Here is a 21,322-nt window from a genome sequence, read left to right as displayed (position 1 = left end):
GGGCACAGCAGTGGAAATGTAATGAAAACCATAGCGAATATAGAATTTAACCAACTCCCCTTAAGTGAAGGGATCATGGCCGTTTCACAATGTATCCGCCATGATTTTCCACTAATGAAAGTGCAAGCTCAGTTAGATAGTTTAGTTTCAGCGGCACAAACAGCTATTGATTTACAAGCTGATAATGAGTCAAAAATTGAACAACTTATTACTTTGTTCTATCGGGATTGGTCATTTGGCCCGGCAGAAGGGATTTATTCACTGTCTGATATGTTGTGGCTTGATAAAGTATTATCTTCCAAGCAAGGGACGCCCGTATCCCTCGGTTCGCTTTTTTTATATATTGCAGAGCGTTTAGGTATAGAGATAGCGCCAGCGATTTTCCCGACACAATTATTGTTCATTGCAGAAAAAAATGATGGTTCACAGTGGGTTATTAACCCTGTAAATGGCGATTCATTATCATTGCATACTCTTAATATGTGGTTAAAGGGCACCGTTGACCCTTTTTCTGAGTTTTTTTATGACCAACTTGAGACCGCAGAAAATAGTGTTGTTATTCGTAAAATCTTTGACACATTAAAAGCAGCGCTAATGGAAGAGAAAAAGATGGAGTTAGCGCTTAAAGTTTGCGAAACGCTACTGACACTCGACCCAGAAGACCCTTATGAAATTCGTGATCGTGGGCTAATACTTGCACATTTAGATTGCAACCATGTGGCATTAAGTGATCTCAATTACTTTATTGAACATTGCCCAGAAGACCCCGTATCTGAAATGATTAAAATACAAATTTACTCATTGGATAACCATCCAGTCATATTACATTAATTAACGTACAGACAGATAGCCTGTCTAAATATTAAAGGTAAGAGTATGCAACAGAAAGTAGTCAATATTGGTGATATCAATGTCGCGAACGACTTGCCGTTTGTGTTATTTGGCGGAATGAATGTGCTTGAATCTCGTGATATGGCGATGAAAGTGTGTGAGCATTATGTCACTGTGACGCAAAAACTGGGGGTCCCTTACGTATTTAAAGCCTCATTTGACAAGGCTAATCGTTCATCAATACATTCATATCGTGGACCAGGTCTTGAAGAAGGGATGAAAATCTTCCAAGAACTGAAACAAACCTTTGGCGTTAAAATCATTACGGATGTCCATGAACCGGCACAGGCTGCACCTGTAGCTGAAGTGGTCGATGTTATCCAATTACCTGCTTTTTTGGCGCGTCAGACCGACCTTGTCGCTGCTATGGCAAAAACGGATGCAGTCATTAATATTAAGAAACCACAATTTATTAGCCCAGGGCAAATGGGTAATATCGTTGAGAAATTTATTGAAGGCGGTAACGATAAAATTATTCTTTGCGATCGTGGTGCAAACTTTGGTTATGATAACTTAGTCGTTGATATGCTAGGTTTTAACGTGATGGTTCAATCTTCTAAAGGTTGCCCTGTCATTTTCGATGTGACGCATGCCTTACAGTGTCGTGACCCATTTGGAGCGGCATCGGGTGGTCGTCGTGGGCAAGTTGCAGAGTTAGCTAGAGCGGGTATGGCGGTGGGGATCGCCGGGTTATTCCTTGAAGCGCATCCAGACCCAGACAATGCACGTTGTGATGGCCCATCAGCACTGCCTTTAGATAAATTAGAACCATTCCTGAAGCAAATGAAAGCAATTGATGAAGTTGTTAAAAGCTTCCCTGAGTTAGATACAAGTCGCTAAATCAGACGTGACATGCAACTAACTGAAGTTGTTTCCATGTTCGGCGCTGATTTACAGCGTCGATATGGTGAAAAAATTTATAAAATCACGTTACATGGTGGTTTTAGTTGCCCAAACCGTGATGGTACTCTCGGTCGAGGCGGTTGTACGTTTTGTAATGTCGCTTCCTTTTCAGATGAAAGCCAATCTTCGCAAACAATTAGCGAGCAAATTAATCATCAAGTCTCCCGCATTTCTCGAGCAAAGCGCTATCTTGCTTATTTTCAAGCTTATACAAGTACTTATGCAGAAGTGAGCCTACTCAAGAAGTTATATGAAGAGGCATTACAGCAAGCGGATATTATTGGCCTGTGTGTTGGTACTCGTCCAGACTGCGTTCCCGACTCTGTATTATCTTTATTGAGCGAATATAAAGAACAAGGCTATGAAATTTGGCTCGAACTAGGACTACAAAGCGGCCATGATAAAACATTGCATCGCATTAACCGTGGTCATGGGTTTGCTGCTTATCAGCAGACTACACAAAAAGCCCGCCGATTAGGGCTAAAAGTCTGCACCCATTTAATTTGTGGTTTACCGGGTGAGAATATGCAAATGAACATGCAGACACTCGAAAAAGTACTCAATTGTGGTACTGATGGCATTAAACTTCATCCATTACATATCGTCGAAGGCAGTGTGATGGCTAAAGGCTGGAGAGCAGGGCGCTTAGCAACACTTTCTCTTGATGAATATACTCAAATTGCAGGGGAAATGATCCGTTATACACCACCTGAAATTGTTTATCACCGCATTAGTGCTAGCGCAAGGAAACCTACCTTATTGGCACCTTTGTGGTGTGAAAATCATTGGGTTGGAATGAATAATTTATATCAGTATTTTTTAAAAAATGGCGGGCAAGGTTCTGCACTTTAATTTATTTTAATGAGAGTATTTTATGTTACGGATAAATCACACAGCTATTATAGTATCCTCTGTTTTTTTTATTTCTTTTCATTCTGTTGCTCAACTAGATATTACACCCGAAGATAAGCAGGTTTTTACCCAGACACAGCAAAAAGCAATTAATAATGATGCATTAGCACAATATCAATTAGCCGAGATGTATTTTTCTGGTTTAGGTGTTTTACAAAACCTCAATAGTGCTCGCTTGTGGGCCAATGAAGCAGCTAAGAATGGTAATGCGGATGGATATGCATTATTGGCTGATATTAGCTTATTAAATGATAGTTATTTTAAAGATGAGTTTATTGAAGCAAGGAAAAATGCAAAAAAAGCGGTTGAGTTGGGCAGTATTAGAGGGAAAATTAGCCTAGCAGAGTCTTTAATTAACCCAACTGCTGGTAAAACAGACTACGCACAGTCAGTGAATTTACTTAATGAAGTGGTTGCTCTTAATAATCCTGATTATTTTACTGCTCCAATTTGGTTAGGGGTTATCTATTTAGATGGTCAAGGTGTCCCTAAAGATGAAAAACAAGCGCAGCAATGGTTTGATAAGGCTGATGATATGACGTATCCCGGCTATGCGGAATGGATGGCTGCATTTAAATTTTCTGAAGATAATACAGGCACGGTAAGAATTGATCCGAAAAAAGCTAAAAAACTTAGGGAACTTGCTTGTGAGAAAGGTAAAAAAGCAGGAAACGAAATGTTTTGTTTAGAATATTAATGTGAAAACCGCCACGTGATTTAACGTGGCGGTTTCGAGAGTAAAGAATTAAATTGTTACAGGGTCACTTTTGGGTAGGCGCCTTACTCTGCTCTATTTCTTTAACTGCTTCCAATGCATTATCCATTGAGTTATGGAAACTCAATACACCTTCAATAGGTATAACTTTAGCGCGAGCTAATGTTTTTAATGGTTGGAACGGGATATCACAGACTAAAATATGTGTATCTTTTTGTACCGCTTCTATGAATTTCTCAAAGGCTTCTAAACCACCCGCATCAAGAACTGGTACAGCATCCCACTGCATGATAATGCTTTCATAGCCTTCACTTTTTACCCGTAGCTCATCGAAAATGCGTTCGGCTGCGGCAAAGAACAATGGGCCATTAATACGAACGACTAAGCGGCTTTTTTCTTCATCGGTTTCAGCAAGTTGTGTTGAGCGAGTCATGTTGGCGATACGACGCATAAACAGCAATGAAGCAAGAACGATACCAACGGTAATAGCAATAACCATATCAAATAGCACGGTTAAAGACATACAAAGAACTAATACAATAATGTCATCTTTTGGAGCGCGCTTAATTAGGTACATCACTTTACCAGCCGCACTCATGTTCCATGCAACGATTAATAGTAAAGCCGACATTGCTGCGAGTGGTAGGTAAGAAAGCATTGGAGCCAATACGAGCAAGGTGAGTATGACTAATATTGAGTGGATCACGGCAGATATTGGCGATGTCGCTCCAGCACGTACGTTAGCCGCAGAGCGTGCAATGGCTGCTGTTGCTGTGATACCGCCAAAAAATGGCGCTGCAATATTCCCGATACCTTGGCCAATGAGTTCACTATTTGAATGGTGCTTTTTACCTGTCATATTGTCTAATACAACAGCACAAAGTAGGGACTCAATTGCACCTAAAATAGCCATAGAAAAGGCGGCTGGCATTAATGCGGTGATCATCCCCCAGCTAATTGGTGAGCTTCCTGGGAGTTCCCACGGTAAAATAAATTGTGGAAGAATAGGCGGAATACCATTACCTTCGGTGCCATCCGGAAGTAAATAGCTAAATTCAGAACCTATAGTCGCCACTTCTTGACCAAATAATGAAAGTACCCACATCACGATAGTACCAACAACCAGAGCGGGTAAATGCCCCGGAAAGGCTAATTTTAATTTTGGCCAAAAAATAAGAACTAATAAGGTTGATAAACCAATGAGTGTGTCACTGTATTGGAGCGTTGGAAATGTGTTCCCAATCGCAATTAGCTTATCAACATAGTTTTCAGGCACATGTTCCATTTGCAAGCCAAAGAAATCTTTTATTTGCATGGTTGCTATGGTAATTGCGATACCTGAGGTAAACCCTAAAGTAACGGAAACAGGGATATACTCAATAAATTTACCAAAACGAGCAAAGCCCATGGCAAGGAGTATGATACCTGACATCAGTGTTGCCACGAGTAGCCCACTTAGCCCAAACTGTTGCGATACTGGGTATAAAATTACAACAAAAGCAGCCGTTGGCCCTGAAACGCTGTAGCGCGACCCACCAGTTATGGCAATAATAACCCCAGCAATTGCTGCAGTATATAACCCATACTGCGGTGGAACGCCACTTGCAATCGCTAGTGCCATAGCTAAAGGGATTGCGATAATCCCAACGGTAATCCCCGCGATTAAGTCTTTAACTAAGCGGGCAACGGTATATTTTTCTTTCCAACAAGAATCTATCAGCGCACTAAAAGGGCGCAAACTATTAATTTTTTTTGTACTCATTATACCCTACCAAATAACAGGGTGAAAAATAAACGAAAATGTATCTATAATGATACGCTTAGCAACCTGAAAAAAACTGTTATGTATCAATGAATCTGCAATTATCATAACGTTTTCAGTGGTGAAAGTAAAAAAAGCCATTATATTATAATGTTAAATAGCCAGTTTTATTTTATTCGCCTATTTAATTTTTCCGGTTTAAATTATATTTAATTAGTGTTTTTTAGTGGTGATTAATAGTAAATAATATATTAATCACCACTAATTAATTTACTTATAATGTAACTACAGTAATTAATAACCATAACCAAAGTAATAGTACTGACAGTAATGCCCGGGTAAATAGCTGTTTGGTGCCGTACCAGCGTTGCTCCATACTTCTGTCTTTGGTTTTCCTGGGAAATAAAAAAGTTAAAGTATTATCAAAGGCTTTGGTGTTTTCTTGGTGATAGATAATTTTAAAGAAATGGTTATCTAACCAAAGTCGATAAATATAATAATGACTAATAATAAATATAATTATGGCAATAAATAAATAGTATTTATTATAATTTAAACAGAGGAATAGGCTAAACTGACAAATAAAGGATAAAATGGAGCCCGTTGCTAAATAGCGCCAGCTATTAGTGAAAGCAATAATTATATCGCCATGATTTTTATCTATCAAAGTATTCATTATGCCACTCTATTTAAATGATATTGTGTATACCAATAGTTTAGTTGTTCTTTCGTTGCCGCATTCAAAATAACTTGTGGCCGTGCTTGTTCAACTAACGCGATTGCTTCTTCTATGTTTGTTGCATCACCATGGTGGACTAACCATGCAACAGCAACCGTAGCACTACGTGAATAGCCTAGCTTACAGTGAATGTAAACAGTACCAAATTTTGCTAGCTGGTCCATGCTATGTACTGATTTTTCGATATCTTCTGCGCTTAGTGGTAACAAATCAATTTGTGGTTGGCTACAGTAAGCTTGCCCTTCGCTATAAGTATTGCGAGGCCATTCGCAAGTCATATCTAAAACGGCTTGTGTTTGCAAAGGATAAAGCGGGCGCCCTCCCAAAACAATATACGCATTGATAATACTCGGTTGTGCACAATGTTTAGCAAAGTAATGATAGGTTCCCCAAGCAATGAGCCGATAAGGCAGTAAGAGGATAGCGGCTGAAAGGGAAATTTTGCCGTCGGGGGTTTTTTGGAAGACACTAGCGCCGGCTCCCAAATAGCCTACAGTGATAAAAAATAATGCTATTGCAGGCCAGAGTAATAACCATGCTGTACCTTGAATAAAAAAAGCTAAAGCAAAACAAAATATTGACCCTAAACCATAATTTTTACTCATTTTGAAGCTACGAGGAGAACCCGTGTAATGCCATTGCCAGCGGGTATGCATAGGTAACAAATAACTAATTATGATGCCAACAGCAAAGCCAGTTATTACATCAATAAAATGGTGCTGCCAAGTAGTGAGAACTGAAATTAAAATTAATACAGACCAACTATGGAGCAACCAACGCCATTTGTTAGGTGTATGAGCACGAAATCGTAACCATAAGATCCATAATAAAATAATATGCAATGATGGGGCTTGGTTAAAGGGTAGGTCAAATAACTCTAAGCTATCAAACATCCAGCCAAAAAGGCCATCTGTCGTTGGGCGAGAGAAACTAAATTTAAGGGGAAATAATAAAAAACCAATACAAGCGACAACCGAAGCCATGGCGAGTCGTAACCCGTGTATCGTTTGTTCCTTACGAGTTGTGCAAATAAATAGCGATAGCCCATATAGAAGGTCGATGCTCCAATAAGGAATGATCGTCCAAGGGATAAAAGGGATCTCTGGCTCCCAAGAAAAAACAACGGAAGGGACATGGTTTAATGTTGCGGTATAAGCATTAACTTGGCCATAAGTTAGAAAGAAAAAAGGGGCTAAGAACGCGAGCCATAACAAGCCATATAATATAATTTGACGTCGTGATGGTGCTTGTTTAGGAATAGAAATTACAGTCATAGTCCTTTGCTATCTTCCTTAAAGTACGAATAGGTTAATGATAAACAATAGCCATATAAATAGGTATATATGTTGTATAAGGTCGGTTCAAATCAGCTTTCATGACATAACAGCGTTGATGTTAACCAATAATGACGGCCGCTAAAGGTAAGTGATTGATGGCGAAATTAATCATACTATCAATCACTTACTATGAAAGTAAATTAGCGGCGTCTAGCTATAGATACACTGAATATACCCCAGTTATCGATAGATTGGTTTAATTTTTCAAAACCTGCCTCTTCAACTAATGTATCCATTTCGCCTTGGCTTCGGCAACGCATTACCCATGCTTGGCCGCCTTGGTGGCTTGGTAGTACGCGCGCGATCATTTCGACTTGGGGGTGCCAAGGCTGGCAAGTATAAATAAGTAAACCGCCTGAAGGTATGGCACGAGAAAGCCCATTTAATGATTGCTTAATTAACTCATTACTGGGGAAAAGCTCATATAAACCACTGACTACACCTATCGTTGGTGATGGTGTTACCGCAGCTAAGGAGTCAGCATCAAATGCATTACCTTCTATAAACTGGATCTTATCCTCAAGGTAACGTTGCTTAATATGTAAACGGCCTTGTTCAACATTGACTGAGCTATAATCGCGTAACAAAACAGATTCGACTTTGCCATAATCATTAATAGCGTCAAAGATATAACGGCCTTGGCCAGCAGCAATATCCATGATCCGAACAGGTATGCCATTTTCGCTTAGCTCACGAATAGCTTGGCGTAAAATGTTTTCAATGTTTACTTTTCGTTGGCGTATTCCTTGCCAGCCAATGCTATTGAGATATTGTCTATCAATAATACGACCAAATAAGCCTTTTCCTTGGGCTTTATCACGATATACATAATCCAGTGTTGAACCAGAATCAAAGCCTTTGTCATAACCAATACGTATCCCTTCAGAGGCTTTTCCAAGCGTACTCATGGATTTGCTCATGGTTTTATACATAAGGTTTTTAGGGCACCATTTAGGGAGCGGGGTCATTAGAGTGCGGTATTTTTCTGCGCTAACACTCCAGGTGTCTTCATATTGGTAATTATGTTGATAAAGGGGAAAACTAAACAGTTTTTCGACAAAATCCCGAATTTTTTCAATAGGAATATGGCGCTCTTTTTCGCCTAACGTATCGTGATAAAAACCGGGTAACACATGTTTTTCTTTAATTGGTGTATTCAGTTTTTCAAAGAATTGGTGTTGAGGGCGATGGTGAACTACGTGATCACTACCTGAAATAAATAATTGGGTTGGTAATGTAATCGCACCTGCATCTGCGACGATTCTATCGGCCGTTTTGTACAGTTCGAGTAAAATATTAACAGCGATAGGGCGAGTGATTAAAGGGTCACGATTAAACGAATCAATTCTTTGTTGGTCATGGGTGAGAAATTTTGCCTTTACATACGAATTAACATAAAACAAACCACGAGCTTTTTGCATTAAAGCTAAGCCAGTACGTGCAAATGGGACATATAATTTAACTTTAAATGCGGGGGAAGCTAATACCATTGCGCGGATTTTGGGGGCGTAATCATGTACCCAAGAGGAGACGAGCACTGCGCCAACGCTTTGGCCGATAACAATGATATTTTCTAATGGTATCTGATACTGCCTAGATATATAGCGAATAAATTCATCTACATCACTAATAGATGTACTTAATGAGGGGCTATAACCTCTCGGGCCGTCATTTCGACCATGCCCACGAGCATCCCATGCGAACATTGCAAAGTCAGGTAAATTTAATTCATCAACTAAATGAGCCACTCTCCCTGAATGCTCGTGACCGCGATGGAATAAGACAATAGCTTTCTGAGTGGGGGTTTCAGTTGGCCAATAGCGATAAAAAATAGAGGTATGGTCGCTAGTTGTAAAGTGTGATTCGGTAACGGAGCGTTGCGTCAGATAATCTGTCTGAACGTTCATAATTATTCCTTAATTATTTATTATCCAGTGGTGTATTTAACTGAGTAAGTGCTCGCTGGATACGGTTATAGCAGGTATAAAACAGCAACAATGACATAATAACCAACAGGTAAATAACCCAGTTTGATAAGGCTATGTGTGGGAATATGCTCACCAATAACCCTAGAGCCCCAAAAATAAACGCACGGTCGCTTTTACCAATAGGGCCGTCATAGCGTCGTGATGCACCAATGGCTTGGGCAATGACACCGATGAACTCGGTTAATACTGACAGTACTAAAATCAATAATATCAACCAGAAGGACGAGTGAAAAATAACAATAAATGGTAGGTATAAAGCGATATCAGAAATGACATCACAGAGCTCATTTAAAAATGCACCAAGGTTGCTTTTTTGCTGATGTTCTCTGGCTAGCATGCCATCAATCGCATTCAATGCCATCCGAATAAACAAAATAAAAGGTAATAAAGCAAACAAGTGAGGGTTGGGGAAGAAAAATAAAACAGCACCGACCATTACGGATAAAAGTAACGCGGCTATAGTCACTTGGTTTGCTGTCACACCGGCTTTAAATAAGTAACGTACTAGCGGGCGGAGTAGATCTTGAAATTTAGGTTTCAGATCATAAATTGTCATTGGTTTATCCTTTCCTATCACTGCGAATAGTATGCAGGTTTGTGACATATCAATACGCGATCCATCTTAAGCCACAATAAGAGCTATCTTAAGTTAATATTATAGAAAAGGGAGAATAGAGTAGAAATTGAGATTGAGTGTTAACTAACTCATTGAATTAAAATATAAAATAAACATTATCAATGAATGTTAAATAACTTTCATTATCTAATCTTTACTGAGTAGTTCAGTATTAATTAGGCAATTATTTTTTGTCTGTCTATGGCTGCTCGCATCCGTTTAAATTGGCTAGGCGTCATGGTTGTCATTTCTTTGAATTTACGGCAAAACGCACTGTGATCAGCATAGGCACATTTACTGGAAATCTCAGTGATTGAATAATTATCCTCCAATAATTCAATAGCATGTTCAAGACGCTTTTTTTGAATATATTGCTGAGGAGTGATCAAGAAAATAGCTTTAAATTGGCGATTCAATTGGGATAGAGATAAGCCGGAAATTTCCGCAAGCGTTGTCATTTTAATCGCAGTATCAAAGTTATCGCTAATGTAGCGTTCAACTCGACTAAGTTGGTTGTTTAGTTTTGGACTCACTGATTTCGCGTCTTGAAGGTCAACTGAAATACCAGCAACCCCAATGACTTGGTTATTCGTATTAAAAATAGGAACTTTAGTGGTTAAACACCAACCCAGTAAACCTGCTTTATAGAGATGAAGTTCAAGTTTATTGATGACACTAATTTTCTTTTCCATCACTAAATAATCTTGTGAACTATAACTTTGGCCTAACTCAGAATGGAAAATATCTTCAGCGCTTTTACCTACTACGTGGTTAACATGCTCAATTTTACAGCGAGTGGCTAAATTATCATTCGCAAGTAAATACTTTGCATTATGGTCTTTCACAAAGAAAGTCACATTAGGCAATGTATTTATAAGAGGCATCACTAAACCTAGGTGGTTTAGCAAAGTATCAATATTATCAACGGGAAAAAGCATATTTTCCTGACTAATCAATAATAATTTATTTAAATTGATCATGCTGTTCTCCGGTTCTTAAATTAATTTAACTAATTTTCTTAAATATTTTGAGATTGTGCAGAAAAACGCATAAGTTGATTGGAAAGATATCAAGAGTTGTTAACAAAAATCAAGCATTCTATTAACAATTAAAGTGGATAGGGTGCTAACAAATGCAATCTCATTATAAAAAAATTGAAGTTATAGATTCTCATACCGCCGGAGAACCAACGCGTTTAGTGATCGGCGGTTTCCCTGAGTTGGGAAATGAAAGTATAGCTGCACGATTAGAGTTACTGCGTGAGCATCATGATGATTGGCGTCGTACAACCATTTTAGAGCCTCGAGGTAACGATATTCTTGTCGGCGCACTCCTATGTAAGCCGCAAAACCCAGCTGCCGCAGCTGGTGTTATTTTCTTCAACAATGAAGGTTACTTAGGCATGTGCGGTCACGGCACAATTGGCTTAGTCGCGTCATTGCATTTTTTAGGGCAGATTTCATATGGAAAACACTTAATTGAAACCCCCGTAGGCGAAGTCACCGCCGAGTTACATCAGGATGGCAGTGTGAGTATTCAAAATGTTTATTCATATCGTTATCGTAAAGGTGTACAGATTGATGTCCCTGAAGTTGGCACCATCACTGGAGATATCGCTTGGGGAGGGAATTGGTTTTTCTTAGTTGAAAATTCGCCTGTTGCAGTCAATTTTCAACAAGTAAACCTACTGACAGAAATCTGTTTAAAAATAAAACAAGCCTTATTAGACCAAAAAGTTTTTGGTAAAGATAACCAAGAAATTGACCATATTGAGTTATTTAGTTCACACCCAACAGCGAACAGTCAAAGTTTTGTTCTTTGCCCTGGGGGCGCTTATGACCGTTCACCTTGTGGTACGGGAACAAGTGCAAAACTAGCTTGCCTTGCTGCGGATAAAAAATTAGTGGCTGGTGAAGTGTGGCATCAAGCCAGTGTTATCGGAAGCCAATTTCAAGCTAGTTTTCAGCATGCTGATGCGAATGGGATTATCCCTACGATTAGAGGCAACGCTTACATTAGTGGTCAAAATACCTTGCTTATTGATGAGCAAGACCCATTCCGTTTTGGCATTTCGGTTTCGTAGGGGAATGGTATGGCTTATCAATATCCTGTAGTCGTGATCGGTGGTGGTATTATTGGCTTAAGTATTGCACTAAGTGTGCAAGCTAATGGTACGGATGTGTTGCTCATTGATAAACATGAAATTGGCTCTGGAGCTTCGTTTGGTAATGCAGGGCATATTGCAACTGAACAGGTATTTCCTATTGCCGACCCTGCAGTGTTAAAATCCATTCCGAAAATGCTTCTCGACCCGCTTGGGCCCTTACGTTTAGATTGGCGCTACTTATTACCGTTAACACCATGGTTATGTAAGCTGGTGGGTAATATGCGTCACAAGCCTTTTACACACATCCACCGTACATTGACCACGTTGAATCGTGCTGCTTTTGATTCGTGGCAAACTTTTATTCAAAAATGGCAACTTAGTGACCTTGTTAAAATGGAAGGGTCGTTATTGGTTGCAGAAAAAAATGAAACCCTTGATAAGCTGGGTGAACATAGTGAATACCTTACAAAAATTGGTGTTAAAAACCAATTAATTCAACAAGCTGAACTATTGCAGCGTGAGCCAGCTCTATCAACAAGCCAGTTGGGAGGGATTTTCTACCCTGATACTGGGCATGTTATTGATTTAGCAGAATTGCACTCAAGGCTCACTCAGTCGTTTATCAATTTGGGTGGCCGAGTGTTAACCCACTGTGAAGTAACGCAAATTACTTCAACTTCAAATTTGGAAGCGACAGTAACAACAACGCAAGGCGTATTTTCAGGACGAAAAGTCGTGATCGCAGGCGGCGCATTTTCTAAATCATTAGTCAGAATGGTCAGTCGCATTAATGTGCCGCTAGAAACTGAGCGGGGTTATCATTTAATGTTGCCGCAAGAGGGGCGGCGGCTGAATATTCCTGTTTCAAGTATGGATAGGCGTTTTATTATGACCCCAATGGCTGGGGGATTACGCCTTGCGGGTACTGTTGAATATGCAGGGTTAAAACGACCGCCGAATATGCAACGTGCTCATCATTTTCTTCCCTTAGCAGAGCCGATGCTAACCACCCCGCTTAATAGCCAAGAATCAACGCCGTGGATGGGGTTTCGCCCTTCCACATCAGATTCTTTACCCGTAATTGACCACAAAGGCCCGTATATCTTTGCCTTTGGGCACCAACACCTAGGGTTAACCCAAGCGGCTATCACCGCAGATATAGTTAATTGTTTTATTCATGAACAGCCGACAGCCGTCGATTGTAGTCCGTTTTCTATTGAGCGTTTTCTTTAAATTTTGAGGATAATTCAAATGAACTTTCATGGCATTCTTGTACCATTAGTCACTCCATTTCACGATGATTTATCGTTAAATATTAGTGGATTAGCAGAACTAACGGAGCAGTTAATTGCAAAGGGCGTCACAGGTTTAGTCGTGTGCGGAACAACGGGTGAATATTACGCATTAAATGAAGATGAACGCCAAACCGTATTATCAACGGTCAGCAAAATCGCCAAAGGGCGTGTGACACTAATTGCTGGCATTAACGATTTGTCAACCGAGGGAGCAATCGCACGTGCTGAACAAGCGAAAAACCTCGGTTATGAAGGTTTAATGTTATCACCGCCTCCGTATAGTCTACCCGATCAACAAGGGGTATATGCCCACTATGAAAAAGTAGCAAAATCAACCCCATTACCCATTATTATGTACAATTTCCCTGCTCGTATTGGTATAGAAATTGAAATTGATACGGTGATGAAGTTGGCAGAAATTGACAACATTGTCGCTATCAAAGAGAGCAGCGGTAGTTTTAGCCGCGCACTTCATTTACTCCAAACGTCATTTAAAAACTTTGAAGTGATCTGCGGTTGTGATGACCAGCCTGTGGACTTTTTCTTCTGGGGCTCTAAAAGTTGGATTGCTGGAGCAGGTAATGTATTCCCATCTGAACAGGTGGCAATTTATGAGGCTGCTCAATTAGGGGATTGGGATAAAGCCAAGCAAATTATGAAGACCATATACCCAGCAATTTATTCTATGGAATCAGGTGATTATAACCAAAAAGCTAAAGCTGGCTGCTTAAATGGCTCATTTAATGCGGGGCCTGTTCGCTTGCCATTATCAAATTTAGCAACTGCAGCACGTAATGAATTTATCAAATTAGTCAAATCGTAGCTGGGGGATCACAGAATGAAAATCACTCAAGAACAGGTATTCGAACGCGCTAATCAAGGGAAATTATGGGCGGGCAATTTGATTGAAGGGTATGCAAATCATAATAATAAGTTAGAAAACCGTACGCCGATTGATAATAGCCTCATTGGGTATATCGCAGATGGGGATGCCCAAGATATTGAAGCTGCGGTAAGAGTGGCTCGCAACACGTTTGAAAAGGGAATTTGGCGTGACCTATCCCCTCAAGAACGTAAAGCTGTAATGCTTAAATGGGCTGATCTTATTAGCCTGCACAGCGAGGAGTTAGCTGCGTTGGATTGTGTTGATGCAGGTAAACCAATAACTGAATGTTTAAATACGGATTTACCCGCCACCATTGAAACTTTCTATTGGTATGCTGAAACTCTCGACAAGCTGTTTGGTAAAATTGCACCAACTAGTCAGCAAGAGCTAGGGCTGATTGTTAATGAGCCTATTGGCGTGGTTGGGGCAGTACTTCCGTGGAATTTCCCAGCACAAATGTTTGCATGGAAGGTTGCGCCAGCTCTTGCTGTGGGTAATTCTGTGGTGGTCAAACCGGCGGAGCTAACATCGTTAAGTGCTTATCGTTTGGTCGAGCTTGCCTATGAAGCGGGTGTTCCTAAAGGGGCACTAAGCCTTGTATGCGGCTTAGGGGAAAAAGTCGGTGAGGCACTTGGGCGGCACAATGATGTTGATGTTGTTTCCTTTACTGGTTCAACTGAGGTAGGGCGCCTGTTTCTAAAGTATTCGGCTGAAAGTAACTTAAAAGAAATTATTCTTGAGTGTGGTGGTAAAAGCCCGCAACTTGTGTTCGAAGATGCAGATATAGAGGCTGCAATTCCGCATATCTTGGCCGCTGCATTTTGGAATATGAGTGAAAACTGTAGCTGTGGTTCTCGTCTGATAGTACATGAAAGTATTAAACAGCCACTATTAGCAAAGCTAACGATGGCACTGAAAGAATGGAAATTGGGTGATCCACGACAGGCTGAGGTGTCAATAGGGCCTATGATTGAACAAGCGCATTTTGAGAAGGTTCAATCGTTTTTAGACATAACAATAAAAGAAGGAGGTCAACTCGTTACAGGTGGAAAAGTCCATCATGAGATAGGTTCAGGCTGGTATCTTGAGCCGACAATTTTTGATGAAGTTACTCCCCAAATGTCACTGTTTAAACATGAGGTGTTCGGGCCCATTTTAGCAGTCACTTCATTTAAAAATGATGATGAAGCAATTGCTTTAGCGAATGATACGCACTACGGCTTAGCGGCCTCGTTTTATAGTCAGAATATTCATCGAGTTATGCATGTTGCCCGTCGTATTAATGCAGGAACGGTTTCGGTAAACGGATTCAGTGAGGGTAGTATCGCTACGCCGTTTGGAGGTTTCCGGCAATCAGGCTTTGGCGGTAAAGATAATGGGTTAGAGGCTTTCGAACAATATACACAAAAGAAAGTTATCTGGTTTATTCACCAATAAATAACGTTGACCTGAGCTCTAAGGGCTCAGGTTTTTTTTCCCCTGCAAACACACAATAAACAATTACAATAACGAAGGAGTACAAAATGGAAGCCATCGTTAATACAATCGTTGGTTACATCTGGGGTAATGCATTAGTCATATTATCGCTAGGTGTGGGGCTTTACTTTACTTTAGCGACACGTGGAGTACAGTTTCGCTATATCATCAAAATGGTTTGTTTATTAAAGGAAAATAAAGCATCAAAGGATGGGATTTCTTCATTCCAAGCATTTTGCTTAGCTTTATCTGGTCGCGTTGGTGTTGGTAATATTGCTGGGGTCGCAACCGCTGTTGCCGCGGGTGGTCCCGGTGCTATTTTTTGGATGGTAGTCATGGGGCTATTAGGAGGGGCTAGTGCTTTTATTGAGTCAACATTAGCTCAGATTTATAAGCAACGTTCTGATGGCCAATATCGAGGCGGCTCCCCTTACTACATTGAAAAAGGTTTAAAGTTAAAACCGTTTGCAATCGTGGTGGCTGCTGTCATTTGTTTATCTTATGGGATATTAGTTCCTGGTATTCAAGCCAATACCATCGCAGATGCTTTCCAAACATCTTTCAATCTCCCTCCGATTGTGACAGGTGTAATCGTCACTGTGCTAATGGCGTGGTTAATCTTTGGTGGCGTCAAGCGTATTGCGAGTGCTGCGGATAAAATTGTGCCGATTATGGCTCTTGCTTATATCGTGATGATGGTGATTATTTTAGGTAGCCATTATGAGAAAGTCCCAGCAATGTTTAGCTTGATATTCCGTAGTGCAATGGGGATGGATGCTGTTTTTGGTGGAATTATCGGTACTGCGGTTTCATGGGGGGTACGCCGAGCTGTTTTTTCTAATGTTGCTGGTGCAGGTGAGGCAACATTCAGTTCTGCGGCGGCTGAAGTGAGCCATCCGGTTAAACAAGGTTTGATCCAAGCCTTTTCAATCTATATTGATACAGTTGTGGTATGCACGGCTTCAGGGTTGATGATCCTAGTGACCAATATGTACAATGTGTTCCCTGACGGTTCTGCAACAGCATTAGTTGAATATGTCCCAGGAGTGGCCGCAGGAACGGCGTGGACACAAATGGCGGTATCCACAGTATTTACTTCAGCCGGGTCAGGGTTTGTTTCAATTGCCGTATTCCTTTTCGCTTTCACAACACTGATGGCTTACTATTATATTGCAGAAACAACCATCGTTTACCTTGATAGGAAGCTGTCTTATCCAGTACTCAAATTGATCCTTAAGTTTGTATTTTTAATTATCGTCTTTATGGGAAGTGTGGAGTCAGTTAGCCTAATGTGGAGTTTAGGCGATATTGGCTTTGGTAGTATGAGTTATCTCAATTTAATCGCGATAGTCTTTCTTTCGAAACCTGCATTGCGTGCTTTACGGGATTATGAACGACAAGAAAAACTGGGAATTGACCCTGTTTTCGACCCAAAAGTAGCAGGGGTGGAAAATGCTGAACTTTGGGAAGACATTAGCCGCGAGTACCATGAAAGAGGTATCGGTATTGGCCCTAAAAATGGGCAAGAAAAGGAAGTTTCGTATAAAGAAGAAAGGGAAAACTAGAAGAAAAATGGCGGTGAGGGAGGGATTCGAACCCTCGATACGTTGCCGTATACACACTTTCCAGGCGTGCTCCTTCAGCCTCTCGGACACCTCACCGTTTTTCTAAATCTGTACTGCTATATCCGTTGTGGAGTAGGTAATAAAAACCTGCTCTGCAACGGGGCGCTACTATAGGGAAAATAGCGTCTTGCGTCAACTATCTATTTATTCTTTTTCCCACATTTATGGTTGTTTAGCTAAATAAAAATCAATTTGATTATTATCTAATCTTAATTGTTATATTTTAGGGTGACTGATATTTGTTATGTTAATTTTGAACTGCAAGAAGGGAGAGTGAAAACCGTTAGCTAGTTAACAAAATTCTTATAGAGTGAGCTGTATAAGGTTGATTAACTTGAAAAGAAAAGCCATTCGGCACACTCTGTTAGAAACCGAAGAGGAGTCGCCATGAATATTTTATTTTACCATCCATTTTTTGATTCAAAACAGTGGATTGAAGGCATGCGTGCTAGATTACCACAAGCTAATATTCGTCAATGGGAAAAAGGGGATAATCAAGCAGCTGATTATGCCATGGTTTGGTTACCCCCTTATGAGTGTTTAGCTGGGCGCAGTGATTTAAAAGGGATTTTTGCATTAGGTGCAGGTGTCGACGCTATTTTAAAACAGGAGCACGATAACCCTGGGACATTACCGGCTGGGGTGCCTGTTATGCGGTTAGAAGATACGGGGATGGCGATTCAAATGGAAGAATATGCCTGTGCGAAAGTCTTATCTTACTTCCGTCGTATGGATGAATACCGGCAGTTACAATCACAGCGCCAATGGAAACAATTGCCAGCGTATCAACATGACGAATTTGTTATTGGTGTGATGGGGGCTGGTGCTCTAGGGCAAGCGGTGGCTAAGCGCCTAGTTAGCTTTGGTTTCCACGTCAAAACATGGAGCCGCTCTGAAAAACACCTTGATAAAGTGAAGAGTTATTATGGCCATGACCAGCTTGCAAGCTTCCTTGCAGGAACTCGTGTGGTGATCAACCTATTACCAAGTACTCCTGAAACGGTTGGTATTCTCAACCAGCAATTATTTAGCCAGCTACAAAAAGGCGCATATGTGATTAACTTAGCACGTGGTGCACATTTAATTGAACAAGATTTACTCTCAGCGCTTGATTCTGGGCAAATTGCTGGTGCGGCGCTAGATGTGTTTGCTAGCGAGCCATTATCGCAAATGCACCCATTTTGGACACATCCACGCATTGCCATTACGCCACATGTCGCGGCGTTTACGCTACCTAATGAAGCGATGGATATGATTACCAGTAATATTCAGCGTATCGAAGCGGGTGAAGCCCCAGTTGGTGTTGTTGATATGCAGCGCGGTTATTAATTACTGTTCTGTTATTGCGAGTGGGGCGGTGTATACCAAGAGCCACTCGCTATTATCTTGTTTCTATTTATTCACCTGTCGAGGTTATTCCTCTTTTTCTTACCTAATATATTTCCTATTTTTTCGATATACTAAAAGATCATTGCGTTGGTCACGACGATGTGGCTATTGATTTGTAAAATAGGAAAATGTATATGAACGAATTTTCAATCGTTTGCCGTATTTTAGGCACACTATTTCAACGTAGCCCTGATGACAGCCTAGTTAAACCGCTGATTGACCTGATCGCACAAGATAAACTGAAAGCATCATGGCCATTAGAGCAAGATGAACTTTGGTCTCGTATGTCAACAGGGTTAGATGTCAAAGCCATTAGTGCGGATTATCATGCGTTATTTACGGGTGAAGTGCCGGCAGTATCAATGCTAGCGAATGATTACGACTCCGAAATCACTGAGGCAGAGGTCCGTGAGTTTTTAACGGTGAGAGGCATGTCTTTAACCGATGCACCAACAGACGCATTTGGGGCTTTATTACTGGCAGCATCGTGGTTGGAAGACCAAGCAGCGGAAGATGAAATAGCCGCACAAGAAGAGCTATTCGATAGTTATATCCTAAGTTGGTATGGTACTTTTTTAGGTAAAGTTGAAGCTCACGCCAAAACGGCATTTTATCGTACGCTGGCACAAATTACTCGTGACGCTGTTATTGCTTTACGTGATGAGTTGGATTCAGAAATAGAGTGATTGTGACAGGGTCACATCAGGAGAGGCCGGTTTTAGCCTATTATTCTCATGCATTGATTAATATTTTTGATTGAACTAGAAAGGCAACAGATTTCTCTGTTGCCTTAAATGCGTTTCTCAATCGAAATAATTTATGGTGATAACTAATCAACTAATGGAATGACCAGTTTACCGGGTTTTATTTCTAAGCCTTTCGCTAATTTTTTAGCGGTTGCCTCAGCTGCACCGTTATCTGGGTTTAATACATAAACAGGCTGAGTTTCGAAAAATGTTTCAAGGGAGCTATTCAAATAAGGGATAACGGCTGACATTGCGGTGTCCATTTTTTCTGGCATCACCGTATATTGGCTAATATTTAATTCTTTTAGGTAAATAGAGCCTGTTTGTGCGTCAAAGTATGGGCGGGCGGTCAGCGTGAGGTTAATTTGCGCTTCCGCTTTACCAATCAGGGAGTCTAATTTAACGGTTGCATCCCCAGTTAGTGCTATCTTCCCCGGTTCACTGCGGCCAATTTCTGATTTTAAATTCGCCAGTTGAATATCCGCATCTGCAAAGCCGGTTACCCCAACCTTGTGGTCGTATTTTACTTTGTTCGCCAGATAGTTATTAATTTGTGATTCACTAATACTGAATTCAGATAATTGACTACAGCCAGTCAACAAAGTGAGAAAGCCAATCATTGTCGCCAATAAAAATTTTTTCATAATGACTCCTTTTACAATAATACTGCTAGTTTAGCGTATTACTGCCCACTCAACATGACTGTTTCTATTTTTTTACGATTAAATTGCTTGTGGAGTGCCCATAAAGTAATAAAGCCGATAATGCCTAATAAAAACCACGGTAGTTGCGGCATATTCCATTGATGGCCAATATCATACATCCAGCCGCCTCCGGTATAACCGACGGCTCCTCCTAATGCTAAGCCTAAGCGGCTAAACCCCATATAGCTGCCACGAGCACGAGGATCTGCGAGAGAAGCACTGAGAGTTTCTCTAGCGGGGTCAGCGGTAACGGTTCCAAGATAAAACAGGCAAATAAGTGCAAATAATGTATTGAGCGAAGTTGTCATTCCAATTGGGAACATGCTGATGCTCATCAAAAATAAGCCGGCCATCAGGCGTTGTTCAAGGCGGAAATGTTTTTCACTCCAGCGCGCAATCGGGTAGAGCAATGTTAAAGATATCGCGGCTTCGATAGCGTACATCCATTTGACCGCGGTTGGTGTCCCTGCCAATTCATTAACAACGATAGGAAACATTAACATAACTTGCACAGATAACATGAAGTAACCCGCTAGAGTTACAACATAAGTGACAAAACGTTTATCTTTTAATACCCGAGCCATACCTTCTTTTATTGGGGTTCTAACGGTTGAAATGCGGTAAGCAGGTAATAACCAAGCGTTACAAATAGCCGCAATAACAAAGACAGCGGCTCCTACCCAGCAAACATAGTGGAAGTCGTATTGTAAAAGCCAGCTCCCAATTAAGGCACCAATTACTGCCCCAGCGCTGTCTTGCATTAACAGCAAAGAATAGAAGCGCCCACGTTCGTAAGGACGAGTTAATTTGATCACAAGCGCAGTTCTGGGTGGGTCAAACAGGGTGCCGCCAAGAGCTGAAAGTACACAGGATAGCCATAAAACCCACGGGTCATGGGCAACTGCCATGACGGCGAACCCGCTAGCACGCAACAGCATTCCAATTACAATCATGGGCTTGGCGCCAAAACGGTCAGCGATAGCTCCCCCAAAAATACCTAAACCTTGCTGTACAAATTGCCTAAGGCCTAAGGCAAAACCAACGATTACGGCTGCCCAACCTAGCTGGTCAACAAATCGAATTGAAATAAGGGGAAAAACGACAAAAAACCCGAGAACAACTAACATGTTGTCGAATAAAAGGAAATACTTACCAAGGCTTCTTGCCCGTGACACCTGCGCCATGACACACCATTAGAAAAATAGCCAAGAGGGATGGAACCTTAATGTTA

At 40.9% G+C, this 21,322-nt stretch carries 19 protein-coding genes and 1 tRNA gene; 11 read left to right on the top strand and 9 right to left on the bottom strand.

Annotated features, from left to right (window positions below; translation table 11 throughout):
• Nucleotides 1-21 precede the first annotated feature (21 nt).
• From sirB1 to ABE954_RS12135, 4 genes are read left to right on the top strand one after another with little or no spacing between them, the layout of a single operon-like run.
• Entirely contained in the window at nucleotides 22-831 is an 810-nt protein-coding gene (gene sirB1, locus ABE954_RS12150; RefSeq protein WP_042844351.1) for an invasion regulator SirB1, read from the top strand.
• 45 nt (nucleotides 832-876) lie between these two features.
• Entirely contained in the window at nucleotides 877-1,731 is an 855-nt protein-coding gene (gene kdsA, locus ABE954_RS12145) for a 3-deoxy-8-phosphooctulonate synthase (protein WP_042843935.1), read from the top strand.
• 12 nt (nucleotides 1,732-1,743) lie between these two features.
• The gene (locus tag ABE954_RS12140) at nucleotides 1,744-2,646 is read left to right on the top strand and encodes a TIGR01212 family radical SAM protein (protein ID WP_048607109.1); all 903 of its coding nucleotides are present in this window, start codon (nucleotides 1,744-1,746) and stop codon (nucleotides 2,644-2,646) included.
• 22 nt (nucleotides 2,647-2,668) lie between these two features.
• Nucleotides 2,669-3,403 carry a tetratricopeptide repeat protein gene (locus ABE954_RS12135; RefSeq protein ID WP_129465860.1) on the top strand — a complete coding sequence of 245 codons (735 nt, stop codon included), beginning with the start codon at nucleotides 2,669-2,671 and terminating at the stop codon, nucleotides 3,401-3,403.
• 64 nt (nucleotides 3,404-3,467) lie between these two features.
• On the opposite strand, the gene dauA is transcribed toward ABE954_RS12135, so the two are convergent.
• The 6 genes from dauA to ABE954_RS12105 all read right to left on the bottom strand — a co-directional run bounded on the left by dauA (nucleotide 3,468) and on the right by ABE954_RS12105 (nucleotide 10,843).
• The gene (dauA, locus tag ABE954_RS12130; protein WP_129465861.1) at nucleotides 3,468-5,183 is read right to left on the bottom strand and encodes a C4-dicarboxylic acid transporter DauA; all 1,716 of its coding nucleotides are present in this window, start codon (nucleotides 5,181-5,183) and stop codon (nucleotides 3,468-3,470) included.
• Nucleotides 5,184-5,457: 274 nt separating this feature from the next.
• On the bottom strand, nucleotides 5,458-5,859 hold the full coding sequence (locus tag ABE954_RS12125) for a hypothetical protein (RefSeq protein ID WP_166686499.1): 402 nt from the start codon (nucleotides 5,857-5,859) through the stop codon (nucleotides 5,458-5,460).
• Nucleotides 5,859-7,196 (bottom strand): phosphatase PAP2/dual specificity phosphatase family protein, encoded by a 1,338-nt coding sequence (locus tag ABE954_RS12120; protein WP_071548040.1) that lies wholly within the window; start codon nucleotides 7,194-7,196, stop codon nucleotides 5,859-5,861. Before ABE954_RS12120 ends, ABE954_RS12125 begins: the two co-directional genes overlap by 1 nt.
• Before the next feature lie 203 nt (nucleotides 7,197-7,399).
• The gene (locus ABE954_RS12115) at nucleotides 7,400-9,166 is read right to left on the bottom strand and encodes a bifunctional alpha/beta hydrolase/class I SAM-dependent methyltransferase (protein ID WP_129465862.1); all 1,767 of its coding nucleotides are present in this window, start codon (nucleotides 9,164-9,166) and stop codon (nucleotides 7,400-7,402) included.
• Between the two features lie 13 nt (nucleotides 9,167-9,179).
• Nucleotides 9,180-9,803 carry a CDP-alcohol phosphatidyltransferase family protein gene (locus ABE954_RS12110; protein WP_129465863.1) on the bottom strand — a complete coding sequence of 208 codons (624 nt, stop codon included), beginning with the start codon at nucleotides 9,801-9,803 and terminating at the stop codon, nucleotides 9,180-9,182.
• A gap of 236 nt (nucleotides 9,804-10,039) precedes the next feature.
• Nucleotides 10,040-10,843, bottom strand: a complete 804-nt coding sequence (locus ABE954_RS12105; RefSeq protein WP_181469252.1) for a helix-turn-helix domain-containing protein — start codon at nucleotides 10,841-10,843, stop codon at nucleotides 10,040-10,042.
• A 152-nt stretch (nucleotides 10,844-10,995) separates the two neighbouring features.
• Here ABE954_RS12105 and ABE954_RS12100 point away from each other — a divergent pair, with 152 nt between their 5' ends.
• From ABE954_RS12100 to ABE954_RS12080, 5 genes are all read left to right on the top strand, one after another.
• The gene (locus ABE954_RS12100) at nucleotides 10,996-11,946 is read left to right on the top strand and encodes a 4-hydroxyproline epimerase (protein WP_129465864.1); all 951 of its coding nucleotides are present in this window, start codon (nucleotides 10,996-10,998) and stop codon (nucleotides 11,944-11,946) included.
• A 9-nt stretch (nucleotides 11,947-11,955) separates the two neighbouring features.
• A complete protein-coding gene (locus tag ABE954_RS12095; protein WP_166684891.1) occupies nucleotides 11,956-13,203 on the top strand; it encodes an FAD-binding oxidoreductase in 1,248 nt (415 codons plus the stop codon).
• 18 nt (nucleotides 13,204-13,221) lie between these two features.
• Nucleotides 13,222-14,088, top strand: coding sequence for a 4-hydroxy-tetrahydrodipicolinate synthase (dapA, locus tag ABE954_RS12090; protein WP_131679986.1), 867 nt, complete (start codon nucleotides 13,222-13,224; stop codon nucleotides 14,086-14,088).
• 15 nt (nucleotides 14,089-14,103) lie between these two features.
• Complete coding sequence (locus ABE954_RS12085; protein ID WP_042843922.1) at nucleotides 14,104-15,588, top strand: aldehyde dehydrogenase; 1,485 nt, start codon at nucleotides 14,104-14,106, stop codon at nucleotides 15,586-15,588.
• Nucleotides 15,589-15,674: 86 nt separating this feature from the next.
• Nucleotides 15,675-17,192: a sodium:alanine symporter family protein gene (locus ABE954_RS12080; protein WP_210788901.1), complete on the top strand. Its 1,518-nt coding sequence runs from the start codon at nucleotides 15,675-15,677 to the stop codon at nucleotides 17,190-17,192.
• 8 nt (nucleotides 17,193-17,200) lie between these two features.
• On the opposite strand, the gene ABE954_RS12075 is transcribed toward ABE954_RS12080, so the two are convergent.
• A tRNA-Ser gene (locus ABE954_RS12075) sits at nucleotides 17,201-17,288 on the bottom strand.
• Nucleotides 17,289-17,639: 351 nt separating this feature from the next.
• On the opposite strand from ABE954_RS12075, the gene ghrA reads away from it, so the two are divergent.
• Together ghrA and ABE954_RS12065 are read left to right on the top strand one after the other, a co-directional pair.
• Complete coding sequence (gene ghrA / locus ABE954_RS12070) at nucleotides 17,640-18,581, top strand: glyoxylate/hydroxypyruvate reductase GhrA (protein WP_042843920.1); 942 nt, start codon at nucleotides 17,640-17,642, stop codon at nucleotides 18,579-18,581.
• 194 nt (nucleotides 18,582-18,775) lie between these two features.
• Nucleotides 18,776-19,327: a molecular chaperone gene (locus ABE954_RS12065; protein WP_042843919.1), complete on the top strand. Its 552-nt coding sequence runs from the start codon at nucleotides 18,776-18,778 to the stop codon at nucleotides 19,325-19,327.
• Nucleotides 19,328-19,470: 143 nt separating this feature from the next.
• On the opposite strand, the gene ABE954_RS12060 is transcribed toward ABE954_RS12065, so the two are convergent.
• Entirely contained in the window at nucleotides 19,471-20,031 is a 561-nt protein-coding gene (locus tag ABE954_RS12060) for a lipoprotein (protein WP_042843917.1), read from the bottom strand.
• Between the two features lie 38 nt (nucleotides 20,032-20,069).
• Complete coding sequence (mdtH, locus tag ABE954_RS12055; RefSeq protein WP_042843916.1) at nucleotides 20,070-21,275, bottom strand: multidrug efflux MFS transporter MdtH; 1,206 nt, start codon at nucleotides 21,273-21,275, stop codon at nucleotides 20,070-20,072.
• Between the last annotated feature and the right edge of the window lie 47 nt (nucleotides 21,276-21,322).

Origin of the sequence: Providencia sp. TYF-12, assembly GCF_041344805.1 — a bacterium.
Classification (GTDB): Bacteria; Pseudomonadota; Gammaproteobacteria; order Enterobacterales; family Enterobacteriaceae; genus Providencia; species Providencia huashanensis.
The sequence above is the reverse complement of the archived record's forward strand: the minus strand, read 5'-3'. Positions and strand labels throughout refer to the sequence as shown.